20 protein-coding genes and 1 pseudogene are annotated in these 23,525 nt (G+C 61.6%); 15 read left to right on the forward strand and 6 right to left on the reverse strand.

Annotated features, from left to right (window positions below):
- The 11 genes from BI292_RS26860 to BI292_RS26910 all read left to right on the forward strand — a co-directional run.
- Positions 1 to 1,030 (forward strand): glycosyltransferase family 4 protein (locus tag BI292_RS26860; protein ID WP_101209792.1); only part of this gene is annotated, 1,030 nt, incomplete at its 5' end.
- Positions 1,027 to 2,394 (forward strand): O-antigen ligase, encoded by a 1,368-nt coding sequence (locus BI292_RS26865; protein ID WP_101209777.1) that lies wholly within the window; start codon positions 1,027 to 1,029, stop codon positions 2,392 to 2,394. The genes BI292_RS26860 and BI292_RS26865, both read left to right, overlap by 4 nt.
- Positions 2,391 to 3,359 (forward strand): glycosyltransferase family 2 protein, encoded by a 969-nt coding sequence (locus tag BI292_RS26870; RefSeq protein WP_092270401.1) that lies wholly within the window; start codon positions 2,391 to 2,393, stop codon positions 3,357 to 3,359. The genes BI292_RS26865 and BI292_RS26870 overlap by 4 nt, the downstream gene beginning before the upstream one ends.
- Entirely contained in the window at positions 3,352 to 4,488 is a 1,137-nt protein-coding gene (locus tag BI292_RS26875) for a glycosyltransferase (protein WP_101209778.1), read from the forward strand. The genes BI292_RS26870 and BI292_RS26875 overlap by 8 nt, the downstream gene beginning before the upstream one ends.
- A 12-nt stretch (positions 4,489 to 4,500) precedes the next feature.
- Positions 4,501 to 5,502: a polysaccharide deacetylase family protein gene (locus BI292_RS26880; protein WP_101209779.1), complete on the forward strand. Its 1,002-nt coding sequence runs from the start codon at positions 4,501 to 4,503 to the stop codon at positions 5,500 to 5,502.
- Complete coding sequence (locus BI292_RS26885; RefSeq protein ID WP_101209780.1) at positions 5,499 to 6,803, forward strand: lipopolysaccharide biosynthesis protein; 1,305 nt, start codon at positions 5,499 to 5,501, stop codon at positions 6,801 to 6,803. The genes BI292_RS26880 and BI292_RS26885 overlap by 4 nt, the downstream gene beginning before the upstream one ends.
- Positions 6,800 to 8,743 (forward strand): hypothetical protein, encoded by a 1,944-nt coding sequence (locus BI292_RS26890; protein ID WP_101209781.1) that lies wholly within the window; start codon positions 6,800 to 6,802, stop codon positions 8,741 to 8,743. The genes BI292_RS26885 and BI292_RS26890 overlap by 4 nt, the downstream gene beginning before the upstream one ends.
- Before the next feature lie 86 nt (positions 8,744 to 8,829).
- The gene (locus BI292_RS26895) at positions 8,830 to 9,519 is read left to right on the forward strand and encodes an N-acetyltransferase (RefSeq protein ID WP_101209782.1); all 690 of its coding nucleotides are present in this window, start codon (positions 8,830 to 8,832) and stop codon (positions 9,517 to 9,519) included.
- A 3-nt stretch (positions 9,520 to 9,522) separates the two neighbouring features.
- Positions 9,523 to 10,728, forward strand: a complete 1,206-nt coding sequence (locus BI292_RS26900; protein ID WP_101209783.1) for a GNAT family N-acetyltransferase — start codon at positions 9,523 to 9,525, stop codon at positions 10,726 to 10,728.
- Positions 10,700 to 11,491 carry a ChbG/HpnK family deacetylase gene (locus BI292_RS26905; protein WP_101209793.1) on the forward strand — a complete coding sequence of 264 codons (792 nt, stop codon included), beginning with the start codon at positions 10,700 to 10,702 and terminating at the stop codon, positions 11,489 to 11,491. The genes BI292_RS26900 and BI292_RS26905 overlap by 29 nt, the downstream gene beginning before the upstream one ends.
- Positions 11,492 to 11,607: 116 nt before the next feature.
- Complete coding sequence (locus BI292_RS26910; RefSeq protein ID WP_101209784.1) at positions 11,608 to 12,300, forward strand: N-acetyltransferase; 693 nt, start codon at positions 11,608 to 11,610, stop codon at positions 12,298 to 12,300.
- A 170-nt stretch (positions 12,301 to 12,470) separates the two neighbouring features.
- Here BI292_RS26910 and BI292_RS26915 read toward each other — a convergent pair whose 3' ends face one another.
- Positions 12,471 to 13,178 (reverse strand): YebC/PmpR family DNA-binding transcriptional regulator, encoded by a 708-nt coding sequence (locus tag BI292_RS26915; protein WP_092270425.1) that lies wholly within the window; start codon positions 13,176 to 13,178, stop codon positions 12,471 to 12,473.
- A gap of 232 nt (positions 13,179 to 13,410) precedes the next feature.
- Between BI292_RS26915 and BI292_RS26920 the strand changes: the two genes are divergently transcribed.
- A complete protein-coding gene (locus tag BI292_RS26920) occupies positions 13,411 to 14,808 on the forward strand; it encodes a type VI secretion system Vgr family protein (RefSeq protein WP_101209785.1) in 1,398 nt (465 codons plus the stop codon).
- 161 nt (positions 14,809 to 14,969) lie between these two features.
- Here the strand turns inward: BI292_RS26920 and BI292_RS26925 are convergent, their stop codons facing one another.
- Complete coding sequence (locus BI292_RS26925; protein ID WP_101209786.1) at positions 14,970 to 16,376, reverse strand: FAD-dependent oxidoreductase; 1,407 nt, start codon at positions 16,374 to 16,376, stop codon at positions 14,970 to 14,972.
- A gap of 9 nt (positions 16,377 to 16,385) precedes the next feature.
- Positions 16,386 to 17,711, reverse strand: a complete 1,326-nt coding sequence (locus BI292_RS26930) for an MFS transporter (RefSeq protein ID WP_101209787.1) — start codon at positions 17,709 to 17,711, stop codon at positions 16,386 to 16,388.
- A 268-nt stretch (positions 17,712 to 17,979) separates the two neighbouring features.
- On the opposite strand from BI292_RS26930, the gene BI292_RS26935 reads away from it, so the two are divergent.
- On the forward strand, positions 17,980 to 18,852 hold the full coding sequence (locus BI292_RS26935) for a LysR family transcriptional regulator (RefSeq protein WP_101209788.1): 873 nt from the start codon (positions 17,980 to 17,982) through the stop codon (positions 18,850 to 18,852).
- 169 nt (positions 18,853 to 19,021) lie between these two features.
- Here BI292_RS26935 and BI292_RS26940 read toward each other — a convergent pair whose 3' ends face one another.
- On the reverse strand, positions 19,022 to 19,885 hold the full coding sequence (locus BI292_RS26940) for a LysR substrate-binding domain-containing protein (protein ID WP_101209789.1): 864 nt from the start codon (positions 19,883 to 19,885) through the stop codon (positions 19,022 to 19,024).
- A 109-nt stretch (positions 19,886 to 19,994) separates the two neighbouring features.
- Here BI292_RS26940 and BI292_RS26945 point away from each other — a divergent pair, with 109 nt between their 5' ends.
- Together BI292_RS26945 and phnX are read left to right on the forward strand one after the other, a co-directional pair.
- Entirely contained in the window at positions 19,995 to 21,104 is a 1,110-nt protein-coding gene (locus BI292_RS26945; RefSeq protein WP_092270437.1) for a 2-aminoethylphosphonate--pyruvate transaminase, read from the forward strand.
- A 217-nt stretch (positions 21,105 to 21,321) separates the two neighbouring features.
- The gene (gene phnX / locus BI292_RS26950) at positions 21,322 to 22,149 is read left to right on the forward strand and encodes a phosphonoacetaldehyde hydrolase (RefSeq protein WP_101209790.1); all 828 of its coding nucleotides are present in this window, start codon (positions 21,322 to 21,324) and stop codon (positions 22,147 to 22,149) included.
- 65 nt (positions 22,150 to 22,214) lie between these two features.
- Here phnX and BI292_RS28855 read toward each other — a convergent pair whose 3' ends face one another.
- Both BI292_RS28855 and BI292_RS26965 read right to left on the reverse strand, forming a co-directional pair.
- Positions 22,215 to 22,844: a hypothetical protein gene (locus BI292_RS28855; RefSeq protein ID WP_157831311.1), complete on the reverse strand. Its 630-nt coding sequence runs from the start codon at positions 22,842 to 22,844 to the stop codon at positions 22,215 to 22,217.
- Positions 22,845 to 23,022: 178 nt separating this feature from the next.
- Positions 23,023 to 23,525, reverse strand: a pseudogene (locus tag BI292_RS26965) (1-aminocyclopropane-1-carboxylate deaminase); the annotation flags it as partial.

The following is a 23,525-nucleotide window of genomic DNA, read 5'->3' on the forward strand; positions in this document are numbered from 1 at the left end:
CTATGGGGCTGAGCGGATGTTGCTGGACCATTGCCTGGCGACGCCGAGGCAGCAACAAGTGCTGTTTCTCGATGCGCCGCCAGCCCTGATTGCACGGTTTCGCGACGCCGGGGTGGATTGCCAGGGCGTCGCGGGGTTGGGGGCGTTGCTGACGCATTTGCGTCAGCGCCGGGCGGAACAGCCGCTGATCAATACGCACAATTTCAAAGGCCTGTTGTTTGGCTGGGTCGGCGCGACGCTGTTGCGTCTGCCGCTGGTGATTACCCAGCACGGCTTCACGCCGCGCAGTCGCAAGCAGAAGTTCTACACCTGGCTGAGCCTGCAACTGTGCCGCACTGCCTCGGTCAACCGGGTGGTCTGCGTCGCTGAAAGCATCGCCACGCTGTGCCGTCAGGCCAGTGTGCGGGCGGAAAAATTGCAGGTGATCCCCAACGGCTTGCCGGCGGCCAACGGGGTGTTGCCGCAGAGCATCAACCGCCAGCGCTGGATCGCCGGTTACGTCGGGCGCCTGAGCAGTGAAAAAGGCCCCGACCTGTTTCTCGACGCGCTGATTCCGCTGTGTCAGCAACACCCGCAACTGGACGCCGTGATGCTCGGCGACGGCCCGGAACGCGAGAGTTTGCTGGAAAGGATCAACGCCGCCGGTTTGCAAAACCGCATCACCCTGCCCGGCTATCAGACGGACATGGGCTTGTGGTGGCGCCGCCTCGATGCGCTGGTGATCAGCTCGCGCACCGAAGGCACGCCGATGATTTTGCTTGAAGCGATGCAGGCCGGCGTGCCCGTGGTCGCGTTTGGTGTCGGCGGAATTCCCGATGTGCTCGAAGAACGGCACAACGGCTTGCTCGCCACGCCGACCGACAGCGCCGCCCTCGCCCGGCAGATCGGCACCTTGCTGAGCGAACCGGCACTGGCCCGTGAATTGAGTGACAACGCAAAACGTACACAACTGGATCGCTATGACCTCAAGGCCCTCGCCGAACGCTGGTCGCAGCTTTATATCCGTACTGCACGGGAAGCACGCGCATGATCTTTCCACTCTCGATCATCAGTCTTTTCGGCCTGGTCTGCCTTGCTCTGCTGGCCAGCCCTTATCCATTCCTCGCCCCCGGCGCGGTCCTCGGCCTGGTCGGCTTCGCGGTGCTGTACCGCAAACCGGCCTGGGGTTTGTTGGGGATTATTGCGCTGGTGCCCTTTGAAGGTTTCTTCAAGGACAACGCCCTCTCCGGGACCAAGTTCATTGGTGCCTCGCTGGCGTTGATCCTGATGCTGCAAGTGGCGCTGCACCAGATTCCCTCGGAACGCCTGCGCAGCAACATCTGGCGTTTCCTCATCTGGTTCATGGTTTTGTACCTGCTCAGCACGCTGAACACCGATGACATGGGCATGTCGCTGGGGCATCTGCGTGAACTCAGCGTCGGCCTGGTGTTGTTCGTGATCACGCTGCTGATCGGCCGCGAACTGAACCTCGACCTGTTCGCCCGCCTGGCGACCCTCAGCGTCACGGCGACTTGCGCCTTGGCGATGTTCTCCAGCAAGTATCAGGATCAGGGCCGCGCCGCCGGCCTGCTCGAAGACCCGAACGCCTTCGCCATGCTGATCGCCTTCGCCGTGCCGCTCGCTTTGCTGCTGGTGATCCGCAGCCCGAACCTGTGGCACCGGTTGTTCTGGGGCGCGTGCTTCGTGCTGCTGCTGGGCGGCATGACCAAAACCGAATCGCGTTCCGGGCTGGTGGTGTTGTTCCTCAGCCTGATGATTGGCGTCTGGCACTACCGCACCGAGCTAACGCGCATCCGCCCTCGGCATCTGGGTTTTGCCATGCTTGGCCTCGTGATTGTGATTCCGCTGGCGATTTACGCGATGCCGGCCGGTTACGTCGAACGCATCCAGTCGCTGAGCATCTTGAGCGCTGGAGCCAAAAGCCAGGACGAATCCCTCGGCCGTCGCGCCTCTTATATCGTCGTCGGCGGCCAGATGATCAGCGAAAACCCGCTGCTCGGCACCGGCCCCGGCACCTTCCCGCTGCACTACGCAACCACCGGTTACGCCAAGGCGTTTTCCGCCAACCGCAAGGTCGGCGACCTCTATCGCCGCGCGCACAACACCTACTTGGAAATCTTCAGTGAACTGGGAATTCCTGCCGGCCTGTTGTTCGTCGGCATGCTCGCCCTCGGCGTCTACAACATGATCCGCGCCCGGCGTGCGTGGATGCTGCGCAACAACGGCAACCAGGCTGACCTGATGACGCACCTGGGCATGAGTTTCCTGTCGCTGGCGTTGTTTCTGATGTTCCTCAGCGCGCCCAACCAGAAGTACGTGTGGATCATGCTCGCGCTGACCAGCGTGTTGCGCCTCAAAGCCGAGCAAGCACCACTGACGGGGGCCAAGGCATGAATCGGATCAGCATTGTTATCCCGATGTACAACGAAGCCCGGCACATTGGCCGCACCCTGCTCGCCGCGCGAAAAGCTGCGGTGGCGGCCGGTGTCGAGTGCGAGTTGATTGTGGTCGATAACGGCTCCGACGATCACGGCCCGCAGATTGCCCGGCAGTTCGGCGCACAGGTATTGGTGCAACCGGGTGTGCTGATCGGCGCGTTGCGCAATCGCGGCACCGCCGTTGCAACCGGCGATTGGCTGGCGTTTATCGACGCCGACGTGGAAATGCCCGAAGACTGGCTGAGCCTGTTGTTCAACCTCGAATCCGCCGCGCAGGCCGATGTCTTCGGTCTCGACCTGCACGCCCCGGCCCAGGCGCCGTGGTACGCCGACGCCTGGCAACGGCGCACGTTGCGCCCGACCACGCAGAAACTCTACGCGGCGCAATGGCTGCCAACCTCCAATCTGCTGATGCGCCGCAGCTGGTTCGATCAGGTCGGCGGTTTTGATGAAAACCTGCGCACCGGCGAAGACAAGGATTTCACCATGCGCGTGCGCGCGGCTGGCGCGCGGTTGCTCTCGGTCAATCAAAGCGTCGCGCTGCATTGGGGATATGAAGCCACGTGGCGCGAATGGATGGGCAAGGAGATGTGGCGCCAGGGCAGTCACCTGCAATTGCTCCGCACCCACGGTTACAGCGTGCGACTGCTGCGTTTTCCGATGTTGTCGCTGCTGGTCTGGCTGCTGGATTTTCTGGCGATCTCGGCGTTGCTCGATGGCTTCCCGCACCACGCCGCCGTGATGGTCACCATCACCGTGCTGCCGAGTCTGGCGCTCAGCCTGCGCCAAAGCATCAAACATCGCGATGTGCTGTTGACCCTGCAACTGTGGGGCCTGCATTGGGTGCGCCTGCACCTGGCCGGCGCCGCGTTTGTCCTCAGTCTGTGTCGTTGGAATGCCAGGAGGCCTGCCCGTGGCTGAATTCATTTTCTGGACGTGCCTGCTCTTGCCGGTCTACGCCTACCTCGGTTATCCGCTGCTGCTGACGCTGCTCGCGCCGTTGTTCGCCGCGCGCCGTCACGACGCTGCGCCGCCGCTGAACATCAGCATCGTGATCGCCGCGCACAACGAAGCGCGGCACATCGAGCACAAGTTGCGCACCCTGCTCGCCCAGGATTATCAGCCGGCGGCGCTGGAAATCATTCTGGTCAGCGACGGCTCCACCGATGACACCGTGGCCTGCGCGCATAACGTCGTCGACCCGCGCATTCGTGTGCTCGACCTGCCGCGCCAAGGTAAAGCCGCGACCCTGAATGCCGGCGTAGCCTTGAGCAGCGGCGACATTCTGGTGTTCACCGACGCCGACAACCAATGGTCGCGCGACACCCTCGGGCATTTGCTCGCGCCGCTGACTGACCCGAAAGTCGGCGCCTGCGCCGGGCACATGGTGATCCCGGTGACCGGCGGTGGCTTGAGCGTCGGCGACAGCCTGTATCGGCATTACGAAGGCTGGTTGCGCCGCGTCGAAAATCGCACCGGTTGCATGGTGTCCGCCGACGGTGCGCTGCTCGCGTTGCGCCGCGAATTGTTCGAAAACGTACCGGCCGAGGTCAACGACGATTTCTTCATCAGTACCTGCGCGCCCGTGGCGTTCAAACGCATCGTCTATGTGCCCGAGGCGCAAGTCATCGACCACGGCGTCGACGAAGCCGACAAGCAATTCCGCCGCCGCCAGCGCGTTACCGTTGGTGGCCTGCAAAGCCTGGCGCAGCGTCGCGAACTGCTGAATCCGCTGAAGCATGGCTTGTATTCGATTGCGTTGATCAGCCACAAACTGATCCGGCGTCTGGCGCCGATCCTCTTGCTGCCGTTGCTCCTGAGCAACCTGTGGCTGTGGGATGACCACGGTTTTTATCAGTTCTGCCTGGTGGCGCAACTGCTCGGTTACGCGGTGGCCATCGCCGGTCTGCTCGATTCACAGCACCGTTTACCGAAACCCTTTCGCCTCGCCGCGTTCCTTCTGGTGACTCTCGCCGGGATGAGCATCGGTCTGTGGCAGTTTCTGCGTGGCCAGCGGTACAGCCAGTGGAACCCCGAGCAAAATCGTTGAGAGGCGCGCGCCATGGCGATCAAACAATTATTAAAACGCACCAGTGGCTGGCTGTACCTCAACTCACCGGTGGGGCGCAATCAGCTGCACGGCGCCGGGGTGATCCTGATGCTGCACCGGGTGCTGGCCAGCGACCGCGCCGCCGACCTGCCGCATCGCAATGAATTGTGCGTCGGCCCGAAGGCCTTCGAGCACTTGTTGGCGTGGCTGAAAAAACACTTCGACTGCGTGCCGTTGATGGACATTCTGCAACCCGGCACACAGCGCTCGGAGCGGCCGAAAGTCACCCTGACCTTCGACGATGGCTGGCGCGACAACGACATCAATGCCTTCCCGCTGCTGCAGAAATACCAGGTGCCGGCGAGCATTTTTCTCTCCACCGATTTCATTGGCAGCCGCCAGCGTTTCTGGTGGGAAAGCATCGGCGAAACCCTGTGGGGGAGTTATGGCGAAACCGCCCGCCATCATCTGATCGAAAGCCTGCTGCAGGTCGGTCGCGCGCTGCCGGTATTGCTTGATGACCTCGACGTCGAGCGCCGCAGCCTGACGTTGCTGCACTACCTGCAAAGTCTGAAAAGCCTGTCGCCCGACGACTTGAACCGGCTGACCTACGAATGCCCTGACGAGTCGATGCCCCAGGCGCTCGACTGGCAACAAGTGCGCGCGCTGGAAGCCTCCGGGCTGGTGCGTTTCGGCCCGCATGGCGCCAGTCACGCGATCCTCACCGGCCTCAGTGATCGGCGCCTCGACGAAGAACTCAGCCGCAGCCGCGAGGCGTTGTTGCTCGGCTGCAATCGGCCGTTGCCGGTCTACTGCTACCCCAACGGCGACCACGACGCGCGGGTTCGCGAGCACGTCGCCGGGCATGATTTCCCGTTCGCCCTCGGCACCGGCACCGGTATTTATCGCGGCGCCAGCGACCCGTTGGCCTTGCCGCGTTTCGGCGTCAGCCAACGCACCGCGCGTAACCCGGAATTGCTCTCGTGGCGCATTTATCGCGGAGCACGGCCATGAGCCGCAGCCATTACCTCAAACACCTGGCCCTGAGCATGGGCACCAAACTGGCAATGATCGGCCTGCGCTTGCTGCGCAACGTCTTGCTCGCGCGGATCCTCGGGCCGAGCGAGCGCGGTCTGTTTGCCCTGCTCAGCACCCTGCCCGACCTGATCAGCGCCGCCACCAGCGGTGGCTTGAATTCGGCGGTCGGTTATCAAGCAGCCAAGCAACGGCCGATGGGTTTGCTGCTGAGCCAAGTGTTGGTGTTCGGTTGCCTGCTGGCGCTGTTGCTGACATTGCTGGTGGTGGCGTTGACCCGTGAATTCGGCAGCGAACTGGACATCACCACGCAGCTCGGTTTGCTCGCCTGGCTGTTGTTGCTGGCGGTGCCGTTGACTGTGCTCAAAAGTGGTTTGCTCACACTGCACAATGCTTCCGGCGGCGTGGTCGCGTTCAACGTCTTGCGCCTGATCGAATCGCTGGCGCCGCTGCTGCTGTTTCTCGCCCTGTTCTGGATGTGGAAAGAAGCGGCGCTCGAAGCGGCGGTGATCAGTTGGCTGGCCGGCATCAGTCTGGTGGTGCTGGCGGGTTGGATCTGGCTCAAACGCAGTCAACCGGTGACGCTGCAATGGGACCGCGCAGGTCAAAATGAACTGCTGCGCTACAGCGCGCGCAGCCATCCCGACTTGTTGTTCCAACAAGTGATTCTGCGTTCCGATTACCTGTTCATCGGCGCCCTGCTCGGCAGCACCGCGCTGGGGCATTACGCGATGGCCAGCGCCGCCGCCGAACTGCTGCTGATCGTCCCGGAAGCGGTGACCACGCCACTGATGAAACGCCTGTTGCAGCAAGAGGCCGGGATCGAAAAAGTCACGCCACTGGCGCTGCGCCTGACCGCGACAGTGATGCTCGGCGCGTGCCTGAGCATGGCGGTGATTGGCGAATGGCTGATCGTCACGTTGTTCGGCGCCGCCTATCAACCGGCGTATCCGGCGTTGCTGGCGCTGCTGCCGGGGCTGTTCGGCTTGTGCTACGCGAGCATCCTGCGCCTCGACCTGCTGGGCAAAAATCGTCCCGGCACGATCTCGCTGATGATGGGCCTGGGTGCGGTGCTCAACCTCGCGCTGAACCTGCTGTTGATCCCGACTTACGGCATCGTCGGCGCCGCTGCTGCTTCATCCGTCGCCTACCTGGCGGTGACTGTGGCGATGCTGGTGCTGTATTGCCGCTTGAGCGGCGTGCCGGTCTGGCAAACCCTGATTATTCTGCCCAGCGACATCACGCCGATGCTGCTGATGCTGCAACGGAAATCGGCATGAAATCGGTGTCGCGGCTGCTCGCGCTCGGGCTCACGTGCGGGCTGAACCTGTGCCTGACGCTGGGCGCGCACGCGGCGCCGATGCATTGGGGCGAGATTCGTGACGGCAGTCTGTACCTGCAAGCCAATCGCCCCGACACGGTGACCGTACGCTGGGCGCCGGCGTGGCAGGCCGACGCCAACGAAGAACGGATCTATCTGCTCGATGGCCAAGGCAAACTGCAGGGCGAACGCCTGATCGCCGCGACCGAATCGCGCGGCAAGCAGAGCTGGCCGCTGCTACCCGGCGCGGCGAGTTATCGACTGGAAATTCCCGGCTACAGCTTCCGCCATTACAAGGTCGAACACGACGACAGCACGGTTGCGTTGTTCGCCCCGGCCAAGGTGCATTTCAGCGCCGAAACCCATGACGGCACCGAGCTGTATTTCAAAGTCGCGCCGGGAGAACGCGCGGTGCTTGCCGGCAAGTTCCATGGCGGCGTCAGCACCCTGCAAGCGCAACGGCTGAGCGACAAACTGCAATTGCTGCTGCCGCTCAAACCGTATCGCGCCTATTGGCAATTCGATGAGGTTGAACTGCCGGTGGCTGCGACCGAACAAGTCTGGCGCCTGCGGTTGCGCGGCAGCGGCAAAGCGGCGTTCTGGCTCGACGGCACGGCTAATCTGTTCGCGCAAAATCCGCAGCAACTCAAGCCGCTGCGCGAGGACGCCGGCCAGACCCAATTGACCTTGCACAACGAGCTGCTCGGGCCGACGCCGAACCTGGGTGTCGCCCTGCCCTACGTGATGCCGCCGCCGTCGAGTTTTGCCGTGCTCGATGCGCTCAAGGCACGCTCGGCGAGCTACTACAGCTTTGTCGACGTCACTCAGAAACAACCGAAATATGAGAACAAATTCCGCCAGCTCTATCAGCAGCGCTTTGGCATAACCAACGACATCACGTTGCTCGCCGGCAGCCAACGCCAGGCCGATTTGCGCGCCGACACCATGAGCAATGCCGGCCTCGACGCCTGGCTCGCCGCCACCCGCGCGCTCGGTGGCAAAGGCACGCATTACATCGGTTTCGCCGACGAGCCGAACCTCAATTACCCGGACTACCCCAGCTATCAAAGCATCTTCAACAGCATGGCCAAACAAGTGCGCAGCAACCCGGCCAACGCCAAGGCTGGCGTGCGCATCGCCATGCCGGCCACCTCGCGGTTGGTCAACGGGCCGTTCGCCGACAACGCGGCCGACAAGCGTGGCATCGACTGGGCGAAACGCATGCTCGCCGAATCCGCCGATCAGGTCGATGCGCTGGCGTGGCACGAATGGATGATTCGCGACTTGCTCGCCACCCGGGTCTACCGCGACAGCGTGCGCCGCGCCGCCGACCTTGTCGGGCTCGACGCCAAGGGCCGGCCGCGCAAGGCGTTGCTGCTCGACCAGACCAACATGTCCAGCGGCTCCAGCCTCAGCCCTTACGACCAGGAAACCCATTACGCCTCGCTGTGGTGGGCGTCGGTGGTGATCAATTCGTCGCAGGACGGCTTGCTGGAAATGCTCAATTTTTTCCAGGCCGCCGATGAGCCGAACTACCCCAAGGGCATGTTCAAAGTCATCAATGACAACCAGTTCGTGATGAAACCAGTCGGCTGGGCACAGCAGTTTATTCAGGAACATTGGTTGCACAGCGTGATGCGCCTGGAGAACAGCGCGTTTGAAGTCGATGCGTTGGCGATGGGCAGCGAACTGCAACGCAGCGTGCTCGGCGTCAACAAAGCGAAACGTCTGCAGCAGGTCAGCCTGGCCGGGTCGAAGTGCCCGTTGGCCAACGGTTCGCTGCGCTACTTCGGCGCCGATAACCGCAGCCGCGACGCGCCATTCAGCTGTGATAACGGTCGCCTCAGTTTCGATTTGCCAGGTGAAACCCTGTTCGCGCTGAGCTGGAGCGCCCAATGAGTAGTTGTCGATTGAATTGCCGCGCCGGTCTTGCGCCGCGCGACGCATTACTCCACCCACGGACCATCCCGTCAGGAGTTCAGCACATGGGTATTTTTCGCAAACTCAGCGAGCACCTCAAACAAAAAGGCCTGCGCGCCACCCTTGCCAAGATCTGGAAGCACTTCTTTTTTGCCCACCAGGAGCTGCTATGGATGGAGCGTGATCTGGTGACCCCGGTGCCGCCGCACAAGCTGCGACCCTACGCGCCGCTGCGCCTGGTGACGATTACGCCGCACAACACGATGGCCTTCAGCAAACACTTCGGCGACCGCGTCGGCACCATGGCCGAACTGGCCGCCGAGGGTCACACCGGGCACATGTACCTCAATGAACAGGGCGAAGCGGTCGCCTTCATCTGGGGCAGCAAGGTCAATTACCACGACCGCCATTATTACGGTTGCTGGTTCCCGGTGCGGCCCGGCGAGTTTTTCGAGTTCGGCGGCGAGCAGATTCGCGCCTATTGGGGCACGACGCTGTCGGTCGATCTGCAACTGAATCTGTGGCAAGCCATGGCCGCTCAGGGCTGCAACAAAGTCGTCGACGTCTGCGAGTACCAGAACATTCCCGCCCTCAAATTGCACATTCGCATGGGCTACAAGGAGCAAGGTCGAATCATGAACGTCTATACATTGTTTGGCCGCTGGCGCCTCTACCGGGAAACGACCTATAGCGGTTCGCGCCTGGATGCCTTGCGCAAACCGGCGTCCGCCGCTGTCACCGCGTCGGCGGCCTGACCGATGGCGGCGCGATTTGAATGGCGCACTTCGCTGTGCGCCGCAGACTTTCCGGCAGCGGCTTACGAGGCGTTGCGTCTGCGTGTGACCGACCACACGCCGTTCAACACCTTGGCCTGGCTGGGCGCCGCCGAAAAGGCCCTCAACCCCGGCGAGCAATTGCACGTGCTGCTCGGCTGGCAGGGCGATGAATTGGCGCTGTGCCTGCCATTGGTGACGACCACCGAACGCTTCGGCGGTCTGTCGTTTCGGGTGGTGCATCACCTCGGCTACCCGCTGACCGATCGTCTGGCGCTGCTCGCCTGCCTCGATGCCGAGAGCATCCGCAAAGCGCTGATCGTGATCCGCCGCCGCTTGCCCCACGCATTGCTGCAACTTAACGAGCTGTCCGAACCGACCGGCGAAGAAAGTGCCCTGACGGTGTGGATGGCGCACAGCTCCACCGGCGAACGGCGCTTGAGTTGCAAGGTGCCGGTGCACCTGATCAGTGAAGCGGATCGCCAGGAAGTGTCCGGCGATCCGCGCTACAAACTGCGCCGCGCGCGCAAGCGTATCGCCGCGTGCGGCGCTGAAGTGCGGCGCATCACCCCGGACGCTTTGACCATGGGCCCGCTGTTGCAGGCCATCAGCGAAGTCGAAGCGGTGAGCTGGAAAGGAGATGAGGGCGTGGGCATTTTCGCCGACGACCGCCATCGCCAATGGATGAATCGCGCCTTCACCGCCCTCGCCGCCCAAGGTCTGGTGCGTGTGGTGGTGCTGGAACTCGACGGCCGCTGCATCAGCTATCGCCTAGGTTTGCTGGAGCAGGGTCGGCTGTACGACTACAACCTCGCGTTCCTGCCGCAATACGCTGATCTGGGCAGCGGCCGGGTCTTGCTCGAAGAGTGGATTCGCTGGGGCCTGGACGACAATTGGCGCTGGATCGATGCCTCGCGCGTCAGCCTGGAAAACTCCAGTCATCAACTCCACGAGCGCATGACCGGGCAACTCGAACACTGGCGCTGGAGTTTCTATTCCTGGCGCCCGAGCGGCCTCGCATTAGGGCTGGCATTGCGCTTCTGGCAGCGGCTGAAACCGACCTTGCACAAATGGCGGGTGAAACGTGCGGCAGCCGCTGTGGTGACCACTCCTGCGGTGGCCAAGCCTGCGGCGATTATCGAGAAACCAATGGAGGGCGAGCATGCCTCAGCAAGTCATAGTCAACGCTGACGATTTCGGCCTCAGCCCGTGCGAAAACGCGGTGATTCTCGGCGCGTTTCAGGCTGGGGTCATCAGTTCGGCGACAGCCATGGCCAACATGCCGGCATTCGAAGCCGCGTGCCAGATGGCCCAGCACCCGCTGCTCAAGGGACGCATCGGCCTGCATTTCAACCTGACGTATGGCCGGCCGTTGAGCCAGAGCATTCGCGCGCGCCCGACGTTTTGCGACAGTCAGGGCGGGTTTGATCTGAACCTGCGGCGCCACAGCTTCTGGCTCAGTCGCGAGGACCGCGCGGCGGTGTTGGAGGAACTGCAAGCGCAATGGCAGCGTTGCGTCGACCACGACATGTGCCCCAGCCACATCGATTCGCACCAGCACGTGCACAACATCTGGCCGATTGGCGAGATCGTCGCGCGGTTCGCCGCGCGTCAAGGGGTGGCGGTGCGCCTGGCGCGAAATCTGGGGCAAAACCTGAGTTGGCCGAAGCGGGTGTTCAAGGGTTTGCTCAATCGTCGTTTGCACAGTTTGGCCGGTGTCTCGGCGGACTATGTATGCACGCCCATGGACCTGCGAAATCAGCCGATGCCGACTGACGGCCTGTTGGAAATCGTCGCTCATCCGAACCAGTTGGGCGCCGATTTTGGTGACGCCTATTTGAACCCCGGGGAGTCGCTGACGCAGGTGCTAGAGGGGCGCCTTGCGGGTATCGAGCGGGTGTCGTACGGCGTGTTTCATCGGGACCTGGCCACCCGGACTGCAGTACTGGAATGAGCAACATAAGTTGCAACATATTCAAAGCTGGCGTTTTGATATGAACCGACAGCCTTGATCTATACCCATAAAAAGAACCACCACAACACACCCTGGCTTCGGCCACGGAGGGCTCCATGAACGTCATCGAAAAGCTTCGCGAACGCATCAGGCAAAAGGGCTGGGGCAACCTCTTCAAGGCATTCTGGAAGCGCTATGTGTTCTTCCATTGGGAGCTGTTGTGGATGGAACGTGACTTGGTCAGCCCGGTGCCGCCGCACAAACTGCGGCCCTATTCCGGTTTGCGCAAGGTCGACATCACACCGGAAAACGCGACGGCGTTCGCCAAGCATTTTGGCGACCGCGTCGGGACCATGGCCGAACTCGCCGCCGAGGGCCACACCGGGCACATGTACCTCGACGAGCAGGACGATGCGGTCGGCTTCATTTGGGCCAGCACCCGCAACTACCACGACCGCCACTATTACGGTTGCTGGTTTCCAGTGAAACCGGGCGAGTTCTTCGAATTCGGCGGCGAAATGATCCGCACCTACTTCGGCACCAGCCTGTCGGTGGACGTGCAGATTGCGTTGTGGGAAACGATGGCCGCGCAAGGTTGCGACAAAGTGGTGGACGTGTGCGAAACCCACAACATTCCAGCGCTGAAATTGCACATCCGCATGGGCTATCAGGAACAAGGTCGGGTGACCCACGTCTACGGCTTTTTCGGCGGGCGCTGGCGCTTCTTCCGCGAAACCCGCTACCAAGGCTCGCGCCTCGACCCACTGCGCAAACCGGGCCGGCCAGTGGTGGTATCGGCGGCTGTTTAAAGGCTAGTAATTAAGGGTTAGTAAAAGCTTGAGAGGGGGGGATGGCGCCTGGCGCCATCGCGAGCAGGCTCGCTCCCACAGGGGATTTGTATTGGTCACTGATTACGTGTGCGCAACAAATCACCTGTGGGAGCGAGCTTGCTCGCGAGTGGTCTCACTGCGAAAGCAGATTAACCCGCCAAACCGACAAACATGTCCTGCACGTCATCGTGGTTATCGAGGCCTTCAAGGAAGGCTTCGACTTCAGCCATTTGCTCATCGCTCAAACCGCTGACCGGGTTTTTCGGCTGGTAGCCCAACTTCGCCGCCAACACGGTAAAACCCTGCTCTGGCAAGGCTTTCTGCACGGCATCAAGGTCCGCAGGTTCGGTCAGGAACAGGGTCGTGCCCTCTTCTTCGCCCGGCTCGAAATCCTGTGCGCCGGCCTCGATGGCGGCCATTTCCGGATCGGCGTCAGGGCTGTCCGGGGACGCCTCGATCATGCCGACATGGTTGAAATCCCAGGCCACCGAACCGGAAGCGCCCAATTGGCCCTTGCGGAACGCGACGCGGATTTCCGCGACGGTGCGGTTGATGTTGTCGGTCACGCATTCAACGATCAGCGGCACCTGATGCGGGGCGAAGCCTTCGTAGGTCACGCGATGGTATTGCACGGTTTCGCCCAACAGGCCCGCGCCTTTCTTGATCGCGCGGTCGAGGGTTTCTTTCGGCATCGAAGCCTTCTTGGCCTGCTCAACAACCAGACGCAAGTGGGCGTTGGTGGTGACATCGGCGCCGTTACGCGCAGCAATGGTGATTTCTTTCACCAGTTTGCCGAAGATCTTGCCTTTGGCATTGGATGCCGCTTCTTTGTGTTTAACCTTCCACTGTGCGCCCATTACTCACTCTCTTGATCTGTGGCGCCGAGACATCTATTGGCCGACGCATGGCGGCAAGTTTATACGGCCTAAAGTCGGCAATCGACCAAAAATTCCATGCTGTTTAGCCAAGCCGCGTCGACTTATTCAACAGTGCTTGTAGGGCAAATCTGAAAAGTCGCTTTGCAGGGTCTATTCCTGCGCGCGGTTACGTACCCTCTGCGCCCCGTAATCCATGGCAGAAGCGCACTCGATGCACAACGACAAGGAAAGTCCCTTCACCCTGACGCTGGTCGAGGATGATTTGAGTTGGCAAGTGTTGCAGTTCAGCGGCCACGAAGCCCTCAACCAGCCTTACCGCTTCGACATCGAAGTGATCGGCCTCGCCCCGGCGATGAACCTCGACCGTGTGTTGCAGCAACCGGCCTATTTGAGCCTGGGCGATGGCCAGGGTTTTCATGGCGTGGTGCACAGCGCCAGTCGCGAGCAGCGCGGCGCGCAGCGCATCGGTTACCGACTGGTTTTAGTGCCGCACCTGCAACGGCTCGAGCAAGCACTCAAGCGGCGGGTATTTCAGCAGCTCGACGTGCCGGTGATTCTTCGCCAATTGCTCGCGGAAAACGCCCTGCCCGAGGACAGCTATCGCCTCGAACTGAACACCGGGCATTATCCCGCGCGGCCGTTTTGCATTCAGTACGAGGAAAGTGATTTGGCGTTGCTGCAACGGCTCTGCGAGGAGGAAGGCATTCACTATCACTTCGAACACAGCGGCGCCGGGCATGTCGTGGTGTTCGCCGATGACAGTTCGAGTTTTCCTCAAGCGCCGGTGATCACGCCGTTTCAGGGCGACGCTTTTGCAGAACCGTCATTTGTTGCAATCAACGAAATGTTCCAGCGCCTGGATTCGCCGCCGATTCCACCGCTGTACGGCGCCAATAATCGCGGCATGCAGGTGCTCAGCGCTGAAGCGGCCAATCATCCGCCGAGCGAAAAACCCAGACTGATCGGGTATCCCGGCGCAGGGCAAATGCACAGCGAACAACGCAGCCGCCGAACATTGCAGCAGTTGCGCTGCCAGCATCGGCAAATGCATGGCAAAAGCGATCAGACCGCGCTGCTCAGCGGCCGTGTCGTGCAGGTCGAACAACATCCGCTGGCGAGTTTCAATGATCAATGGCTGCTCACCGAGGTTCGGCATCAAGGTCGGCAGTCGTCGATTCTGGCGCGGGACAGTGCCTCGCGGCCGGCAGGTTATCGCAATGAGTTCAGCGCGATTGTCTGGTCAAGTGTGTTCAGGCCAGCGTTGAAACAACCGCGGCCGATTATCCCCGGCTATCAACCGGGGCGCGTGGTGGGTGTGCCGGGGCAAGCGCCGACGCTGGATGAATTGGGCCGAATTGAGGTCAGCCTTTGGCCGGAATCGGCGGCGCAGCTTTCGCAGGGAATATGGTTGCCGGTGGCGCTGGGCGCGGCCGGCATGCCGCTGGCCGGCAGCGAGGTGTACGTGAGTTTTCTCGACAGCGACCCGGATCGGCCGATTGTCTGCGCAGAGGTTAATCCGCAAAAACGCCGAAAACCGCCGGCAGCAACACCGCGTGGCGATACGCGGCTGCTGCTGGATTGGTTGGTCAATTGTCCGGATAACCCTTGACATGATTGAGTGCTTAGAAGAACAGCAAGACCGGCTTTTGTGGCGAGGGGGCTTGCCCCCGTTGGACGGCGCAGCGGTCCTGGAAAAGCGACGGCTGCTGCGCAACCGAACGGGGGCAAGCCCCCTCGCCACAGGGTTATGTGACTGATCTACAGAGTTGCTCAGCCCTTGTCAGCCTTGCCCGCCGCTGCCGCGAACTTCGCGAGGCGCACGTCGAGATGCCTTGGCCGGCGGCCGTGATCCTCGGCGCGTTCCTTGCGGCGGATGGCGTTGCGCACCATCAGTGAACCGAGATAACGAATCGGCTCCGGCGGGAAGTAGCCCAACGGTCCATTGACCAGCGGCGAGCGCGTCCACGGGTTGTCCAGCCCTTGCACCATCGAAGCCAGAATCTGCCCGCCCATGTGGCACGGGCCGACGCCGCTGCCGGAATAACCGAAGCCATAAAACACATTGCCGCTGGTGCTCATCTGACCAAAAAACGGCAGCCCGGTGACCGAGCGATCCGACGGCCCGTTCCACGTTGCCTCGACCTTGGCCTCGGCAAACGCCGGGAAAAAGTCCGTCAGGCTGCTGCGCAACAACCCGGCGTACGGCGACGGCTGATCGAACACCGGCGACATCCGCCCACCGTAGGCGAAGGTGTTGCCGCCCTTGCCGAGCATGATCCGGCCGTCCGGGGTGTTGTGGTAATAGTGCACAAAAATCCGCGAATCGAGCACCGTCACGCCGCTGGTCAAGCCGATTTCAGCGAGCAATTCCGGGCGCGGCTCGGTGATCAGCATGTCGCTGGAGACAATCGCCACGCTGCGCTCGAACTGCGGGAACGCGCGGGCCATCCAGGCATTCATCGCCAACACCACGCGATCGGCGCGGACCGTGCCGTGGGGCGTTTGAATGCCCGCCGGCGTGCCCTCCTCCAGCCCGGTCATCGCCGTGTTTTCATGAATCCGCACACCCAATTGCAACGCCACGCGGCGCAAACCACGCACCAGTTTGCCCGGTTGCACGCTGGCGGCGGCCGGGGAAAACCAGCCTTCCAGATGTTTGCGCGAGCCGGCCATGCGTTGCACATCGGCGACTGGACGCTGGCTGAACGAGTTGATGCCATTGCGTTCCAGCGCCGCGATCACCGCATCGGTCGAGCCGCATTGCGCGCGGTTGGTCGCGGTGTACAGCGTGCCGTCGAGGCGGTAATCGGCCTCGACGCCGTACTGCTGGCAAAAGTCGCCGATCGCGTAAATGCTCCGCTCCGACTCCTTGACCAGACGCACCGCTTCTTCGACGCCGAACAAGCGCTCCAGCGTGAAATACTTCGCCGACCACGACAACGCACAACCGCCGTTGCGACCACTGGCGCCGGCACCGCAGATGTCGGCTTCGATCAGCAACACGTCGAGCTCGGGGTTTTGCTCCTTGAGCATGATCGCGGTCCACAACCCGGTGTAGCCGCCGCCGACAATGCACACGTCGGCGCGGGTGTCGGCCGTCAGCGGCGCGCACGGCAAGGGTCCGCACGGCGCGCAGGACTCGGCCGCCAGCGCTTGGTCCAGCCAGAAAGGTCTCATGGGATTTCCTCAGGTACGCAGGGGTTTGATGGTGACTGCCTGGTTGGGCACAAAAGCGCTTTCGCCGCGCAGGCCGGCCGGGCGGCTGTTCCAGTGCGGGATCAGCACGAAAGCTGAAAACATCGCGCAACCGGCGAAGATGATGAACACCGTCACCGAGTCGAAATAGCCCGGCAGCAAACCGCCGAGAATCGCCCCGACCGAGCCGCAGCCATTGACGAAACCCGCCGCGGTGGCGCCAGCCTTGGCGGTGCCGAAGTCAATGGCCGCCGCGCCGCTGATCATCGAATCCGGCCCGTACAGCGTCAGGCCCATGACGAACAGCAGCGCCACCACCAGCAACACGCTGCCGGTGCTCAAGGCACCCATGAACAGCGCCAGGGAAACCGTCAGCGCCAACAGGCTGATCACGCACGCCGGCATGCGTCGGGCGCCGAACAGTTTGTCCGAGGCCAGACCGATCATGATCGGCCCGAGCAATCCCGCCAGTTCAAACGCGGTCGGAATGATCGCCGCGCCAACCTTGCCGACCGAGGGCATGTGTTCAAAAACGATCACCGGACCCCACAGCAGAATCGCGTAGCGCGCCGGTTTCAACAGGAAGTACGAGAGCCCCAGAACCAGCACCGTGCGGTTACGCAGGATTTCCTTCAACGGTTCCCAGCAACTGAGTTTGCTCTGGGCATCGGCCTCTTCGACGCTCAACTCGGGCTCGGGCTCGACGGCGGGCAAACCGACGTCTTCGGGTTTGTTGCGTTGAAAAATGAAGAACAACACCGCGACCACGCCGACCACCGCCGCGCTGGAAATAAACGCCGCGTGCCATGAGCCGACCAGCGTGTACGCCCACCAACCGGCGAAGGGCGACGCCACCAGACCGCCGAAGGCGTAACACGAACTCCACAGCCCGAGCACGCGCCCTCGCTGCTCGGCGGGGAAGAAACTGCCGATGTTCTTGCACAGCCCCGACCAGCCGGTGGACTGCGCCAGGCCCTGGATCAACATGCACGTGGCGAAGATCGGCACTGTCGCAAAACTGCCCATCACCAGTGCCGCCGCCGCAGAAATAACCAGACCGCCGAGCACTACGACCCGTGGGCCGAAACGGTCGGCGAGGATGCCCCAAGTGAATTGGCCGACGGCGTAAGCGGTCAGGTAGATGGCGTCGAGGTTGGCCATGGCCATTTTGTCGAGCATGAACTCGGGGTCTTCACCGATCCCCAGTTTGGCGACCGAAAAAGCTTTGCGAGTGAAATAGAAAGCGGCGTAAGCGAGCCAGGTGATGGCGAAGATCTGCACGCGCCAACGCTTGATGGTGCCGATGTGCTGATTCATGGTGGTTCTGACCTCAGGGTGTGAGTGTGCCGGCAGAAATTGAGAAATAACGCCTGTTTTTTTATTGTTGAGCACTTCGATATCGCTGCTTCCCTGAGGCGATACCGGTCAGATGAGTCCTGCTGTTGCACGCACAGGCTCATGGCCACCGGCGCTGTTCGAACGAGCAGTCACCGGGGCTGAGGCCGATAAAAACAATTACAGACTAATAAGTGAAATCGATTTATCGTATTTCCAATATAAGCTCAGCTTGTTACTGGAGGTTTCGATGTCGGTGTCCCACGCCCAGCTCAAAGCCTTCCACGCCGTGGCGGTGCACGGAAGCTTCACCAAAGCCGCCGAGCGGCTTTTTCTCACGCAACCGGCGATTTCCGACCAAGTGCGCAAACTCGAAGAGCGCTTTGGCGTGTTGCTGTTCCATCGCAACAAACGCTCGGTGCGCCTGACCGATCTGGGCGAGCGTTTGTTAAGCATCACTCAGCGTTTGTTTGTCATCGAGGCCGAAGCGCAGGAGTTGTTGCAGGACTCGCAAGCGCTGCAAACCGGCAGCCTGATACTGGCCGTGGACGCGCCGGTGCACGTGCTGCCGCAGATCGCGCGATTTTGCGAACGCTATCCGGGCATCAGCGTGAAAATCGAAACCGGTAACACCGATGAATCACTGTCGCGGCTGTTCAACTATCAGGCGGACCTGGCGCTGCTCGGGCGCGATGTCAGCGACGAACGCTTGATCTCGTTGCCGCTGCGCAACGACCCGATGGTCGCGTTCGTTTCGCGCAATCATCCGTGGGCCGACCGCGAATCGATTTGCCTCGCCGACCTCGACGACACGCCGCTGGTGCTGCGTGAAGTCGGCTCGGTGACGCGGCAGACCCTGGAAGAGGAAATGGCCGGCGCCGGGTTGCGCATTCGCCCGGCGATTCAGGTTGAAGGCCGGGAAGCGGCGCGTGAAGCGGTGGTGGTGGGGATTGGCGTCGGGGTGGTGTCGGCAGCCGAATTCGGCGCCGATTCGCGGGTGTGCGCGTTGCCGATTATTGACTGCAAACGGCGGTTGACGGAAACCTTGGTGTGCCTGCGCGAACAGAGCTCGCGGCGAGTGGTGGCGACGTTTCTGCAGATGGTGCGCGAAAGTTTGGTGTAGGCAGGCCTGGCCCCATCGCGGGCAAGCCTCGCTCCCACATTAGTTCTGCGTCGCTTATAAACCTCCTGTAGGAGCGAGGCTTGCCCGCGAAGGCACCACCTCGGTCTCCTCCCGCCTAACGCAATTCCCCTGTGGGAGCGTGGCTTGCCCGCGATGGCCGCGCCTCGGTCTAACTGGCCGGGGCCAAATCAAAAAACGCCTGAATCAATCGCAAATCCCGCCGCCGCTGCATGCACCCGATCATGTGCCGGTTGACCAGCCCATCGCCGACAATCGGCACCGCCACCACCCGCGGGTCATGGCTGACTTCCACCGACGACACCACGCCAACCCCCAGTTCCGCAGCAACGGCCTCGGTCACCGCCTCACGGCTGTCCAGTTCCAGCAACACCCGCGGACTGACCTGGGCCTGAGCGCACGCCTGATCAAACGTGCGCCGGGTAATCGAGCTCGGCTCGCGCAGCACCATGATTACCTGATCCAGTTCCTTCAGCGGCACATCCCTGACCCGCTGCGCCCACGGGTGCGCGGCCGGCACCAACGCGCAAATCCGTGATTCGCTCAGCGCTTGCAGATGCAAGCCTTTGCGCGGTTCGACCTCGGTCAGCACCGCGACATCCGCGTGTTCGGACAACAACGCGCCCAAGGTTTCCTGCGCGTTGCCCAGGCGCAGGTTCACCGTTATTCCCGGATACCGCGCGCGCAAACTGGCGAGCATCGGCATGACCATGTGCGGGCCGTCCGCCGCAACTTCCAGGCGCCCGGTGAGCAACTGCCGGTTGGCCTCGAGCAGCACTTGCGCCTCTTCGGCCAAACCAAACATCGCGCGGGTGATCGCCGCGAGTTTGGTGCCCTCCTCGGTCAATTCGACCCGGCGCGCGGTGCGCCGCAACAAGGTGATCTGGTAATGCTCCTCCAGCGCTTTGATGTGCCCGGTGACCGCCGGTTGGCTAATGAACAACCGCGCAGCCGCCCGGGTAAAGCTGCCTTCGCGGGCCACCGCATCAAACGCGCGGAGCTGGAACAGATTCATGAATAACCCTCGCTGATGGTTGGCATAACAACAAACAATTTGATTGATGCAACGGCAAATTGCAATTTAAGCCCCGTAGCTTCATCCCATCGATTGCGAGGACACGAGAATGAGTATTGCCGAACCCATCCTGCTCACCCCCGGCCCACTGACCACTTCGGCCCGCACCCGCCAGGCGATGATGGTCGACTGGGGTTCATGGGATGACCGCTTCAATCAACTGACCGCCAGCCTCTGCGAGCAATTGCTGACCATCATCAACGGCGCGCACAGCCACCATTGCGTGCCTCTGCAGGGCAGCGGCACCTTCGCCGTCGAAGCGGCAATCGGCACTCTGGTGCCGCGCGACGGCAAAGTCCTGGTGCTGATCAACGGCGCCTACGGCAAACGCCTGGCGAAGATTTGCGAAGTGCTCGGCCGCCCGTTCAGCACCTTCGAAACCGCCGAAGACGAGCCGACCACCGCTGCCGATGTCGATCGCCTGTTGCGCGCCGACCCGAGCATCAGCCACATCGCGCTGATCCATTGCGAAACCAGCACCGGCATCCTCAACCCTTTGCCGGAGATTGCCGCCGTCATCGCGCAGCATGGCAAAAGCCTGATCATTGATGCGATGAGCTCCTTCGGCGCGCTGCCGATTGACGCGCAACAGGTGCCGTTCGACGCGCTGATCGCCGCCTCGGGCAAGTGCCTGGAAGGTGTGCCGGGGATGGGTTTTGTCTTCGCTCGCAAAGAGTCGCTGGCGCAAGCCGCGGGCAATTCGCACTCGCTGGCGATGGACTTGTTCGACCAGCACAGCTACATGGCCAAGACCGGCCAGTGGCGCTTCACCCCGCCGACCCACGTCGTCGCCGCGTTGCACGAAGCGCTGCTGCAATACAACGAAGAAGGCGGTTTGCCCGCGCGCCATCAGCGTTATGCGAACAATTGCCAGGTGTTGCTCGATGACATGGCCAAACTCGGTTTGCGCAGCTTCCTGCCTGCCGCGATCCAGGCGCCGATCATCGTTACGTTCCACGCGCCGAAAGATCCGCGTTACCAGTTCAAGGAGTTTTACGAACGGGTCAAAGCCAAGGGTTACATCCTCTATCCGGGCAAATTGACCCAGGTCGAAACCTTCCGCGTCGGCTGCATCGGCCACGTCAACGAGGCGGAAATGCATGCGGCCGTGGCAGCGATTGCCCAAGTGCTGCGCGAAATGGAAGTCCTCGACATCTGACCACTTACGGCCCTGTAGCAGCTGCCGAGCCCCGGCGAGGCTGCGTCCGGCAGCGCAGCTGTCGTAAAACCATCCACCTCGGTGTTTCAGGTGGACCGCGTGGCCAGAATTGACGACGGCTTCGCCGCCGGACGCAGCCTCGCCGGGGCTTGGCAGCTGCTACAGAAAATCAGCGTTGCACATTCTCGAATTTGCTCATTTAAAAGGATCACATCACATGAATTACAACAACCCAAGCAAACTCCAGGCGGCCATTCTCGATTGGGCTGGCACCGTGGTCGACTTCGGTTCGTTCGCGCCGACGCAGATTTTTGTCGAGGCGTTCGCCGAATTCGACGTGCAGGTTTCCATCGAAGAAGCCCGTGGACCAATGGGCATGGGCAAGTGGGACCACATCCGCACGCTGTGCGATCAGCCGCAAGTCGCCGAGCGTTATCGCAAAGCTTTCGGGCGCACGCCGACCGACGATGACGTCACCGCGATTTATCAACGGTTCATGCCGTTGCAGATCGAGAAAATCGCCGAGCACTCGGCGCTGATCCCCGGCGCCCTGGAAACCATCGCCGCCCTGCGCGAGCAAGGGATCAAGATCGGTTCGTGCTCAGGTTACCCGAAACAGGTCATGGACAAAGTCGTCGAACTGGCCGCCACCAGCGGCTACGTCGCCGACCACGTAGTCGCCACCGACGAAGTGCCAAACGGTCGCCCATGGCCAGCGCAGGCATTGGCCAACGTGATCGCGCTGGGCATCGACAACGTCGGCGCCTGCGTGAAAATCGATGACACCGTGCCGGGCATTCTTGAAGGTCGCCGCGCCGGCATGTGGACCGTGGCGTTGATCTGCTCCGGCAACGCACTGGGTTTGGACTACAACGGTTATAAAGCGCTCGGCACTGAAGAACTGGCCAGCGAACGCAAACGGATTCACGCGATATTCGAAAGTTCGCGCCCGCATTACATGATCGACACCATTACCGACTTGCCGGAAGTCATCGCAGATATCAATAAGCGTTTGGCCAATGGGGAAATGCCACAAAGTTTCTGACAACATAAAATGCCGCGGCATCGGATGATGTCGCGGCATTTTTTTGAGCAACTATCGACAACCGCTTAGTTGATCTGCACACCGTCAGCGTCAATGATTACGCCGTCGGGATAAACGGTGCTGCCATCCGCGCGAAGTTCGGTGCCATCCGCCCAGACGATTCGCCCATCCAGGTACTCAACAGTACCGTCCGGCCATTCGATACGACCATCCGGATAACCGATTCGGCCATCGGCATATTGCACAATGCCGTCCGGGCGAGTCACCGATTGCTCATCTTCGTTGATCAGGCTGCCATCCGGCAGTTGACCGCGGCCGTCGGCATTGCGGATCAGGCCCGGAGCAGTGAGCAGGTTGTACCAGCCCAGCGGGTCGATCGTGATGTTGAAGGTCGGCCACGGCAACGGCTGACGCGGGCTCGGCCGCGGCGCTGGTTTCGGCGCAGGCTTGGGGGTCAGACCCGGTTTCGGTGCAGGTTTAGGCGCCGGCTTGGGGGCCGGTTTTGGCGCAGGTTTCGGCGTTGGTTTTGGAGCGGGCTTCGGCGCCGGTTTCGGGGTTGGCTTGGGTGTTGGTGCCGGTTTCGGGGTTGGCGCAGGTTTTGGCGCTGGTTTGGGTTTCGGCGCAGGCGGTTTGGCCGCCATCATTTTTCGGGCCGGGCCTTGTTTCTGTGCTTGGGTGAAAATGAATCCTTTCATGAACTTCTCCAGTTATATCAGTAGGTGCATCAACTTTAACTAAAGCCACCAGTAAATTGAATTAAACAAGTGAGGGCTTGGCGACAGAGTATATAACCGGCATGGAAAGGCAAAACCGCAAGCGATACAAAACATGAGTAACGTTTAATTAACAACTATCAACTAGTAGAACGAAAGCTCATTGAGCAACAGCAAATCCACGACGCCCCTGCAAACCGCCAGTATGAATAAAGATCAAACGCGAACCCGGCGCAAATCTTCCTGATTCAATATGTTGTTTGAGTGCCAGCAACGCTTTGCCGGTGTACAGCGGTTCCAGAGCAATGCCGCTTTGCTGTTCAGTCTGTTGAATAAACGCCAGCAACAGCGGATCAACCTTGGCAAAACCTCCACGACTGGCGTCGAACAGCTCATACAGCGGTTCAGCCAAACCCGCCTCGCGCACAATCGCCTCAACCTGCTGCGCCACGCCATGATCGTCGGGCACCGCCAGCGCGCCGTAAACCGGATGCTCGCCCGCCTCGGCCAGGACCAATCCCGCGAGCGTGGTGCCCGTTCCGCAGGCCAGCCACCAGCCATCGTGGTCGCGCCAGCCCAGAGCGCTCAATTGTTGCTGCACCTGACTTTTGAGCTGCCGACAGCCAAGCGCCCCCAGCAACCCGCCACCGCCCTCCGGCAACG

The organism is Pseudomonas sp. 43NM1 (assembly GCF_002836905.1).
Taxonomy (GTDB): Bacteria; Pseudomonadota; Gammaproteobacteria; order Pseudomonadales; family Pseudomonadaceae; genus Aquipseudomonas; species Aquipseudomonas prosekii.

Coding starts and splice junctions, on each gene's coding strand:
- BI292_RS26865 (WP_101209777.1), top strand. CDS start 1,027: ATGATCTTTCCACTCTCGATCATCAGTCTTTTCGGCCTGGTCTGCCTT.
- BI292_RS26870 (WP_092270401.1), top strand. CDS start 2,391: ATGAATCGGATCAGCATTGTTATCCCGATGTACAACGAAGCCCGGCAC.
- BI292_RS26880 (WP_101209779.1), top strand. CDS start 4,501: ATGGCGATCAAACAATTATTAAAACGCACCAGTGGCTGGCTGTACCTC.
- BI292_RS26885 (WP_101209780.1), top strand. CDS start 5,499: ATGAGCCGCAGCCATTACCTCAAACACCTGGCCCTGAGCATGGGCACC.
- BI292_RS26890 (WP_101209781.1), top strand. CDS start 6,800: ATGAAATCGGTGTCGCGGCTGCTCGCGCTCGGGCTCACGTGCGGGCTG.
- BI292_RS26895 (WP_101209782.1), top strand. CDS start 8,830: ATGGGTATTTTTCGCAAACTCAGCGAGCACCTCAAACAAAAAGGCCTG.
- BI292_RS26900 (WP_101209783.1), top strand. CDS start 9,523: ATGGCGGCGCGATTTGAATGGCGCACTTCGCTGTGCGCCGCAGACTTT.
- BI292_RS26905 (WP_101209793.1), top strand. CDS start 10,700: ATGCCTCAGCAAGTCATAGTCAACGCTGACGATTTCGGCCTCAGCCCG.
- BI292_RS26910 (WP_101209784.1), top strand. CDS start 11,608: ATGAACGTCATCGAAAAGCTTCGCGAACGCATCAGGCAAAAGGGCTGG.
- BI292_RS26915 (WP_092270425.1), bottom strand. CDS start 13,178: ATGGGCGCACAGTGGAAGGTTAAACACAAAGAAGCGGCATCCAATGCC.
- BI292_RS26920 (WP_101209785.1), top strand. CDS start 13,411: ATGCACAACGACAAGGAAAGTCCCTTCACCCTGACGCTGGTCGAGGAT.
- BI292_RS26925 (WP_101209786.1), bottom strand. CDS start 16,376: ATGAGACCTTTCTGGCTGGACCAAGCGCTGGCGGCCGAGTCCTGCGCG.
- BI292_RS26930 (WP_101209787.1), bottom strand. CDS start 17,711: ATGAATCAGCACATCGGCACCATCAAGCGTTGGCGCGTGCAGATCTTC.
- BI292_RS26935 (WP_101209788.1), top strand. CDS start 17,980: ATGTCGGTGTCCCACGCCCAGCTCAAAGCCTTCCACGCCGTGGCGGTG.
- BI292_RS26940 (WP_101209789.1), bottom strand. CDS start 19,885: ATGAATCTGTTCCAGCTCCGCGCGTTTGATGCGGTGGCCCGCGAAGGC.
- BI292_RS26945 (WP_092270437.1), top strand. CDS start 19,995: ATGAGTATTGCCGAACCCATCCTGCTCACCCCCGGCCCACTGACCACT.
- phnX (WP_101209790.1), top strand. CDS start 21,322: ATGAATTACAACAACCCAAGCAAACTCCAGGCGGCCATTCTCGATTGG.
- BI292_RS28855 (WP_157831311.1), bottom strand. CDS start 22,844: ATGAAAGGATTCATTTTCACCCAAGCACAGAAACAAGGCCCGGCCCGA.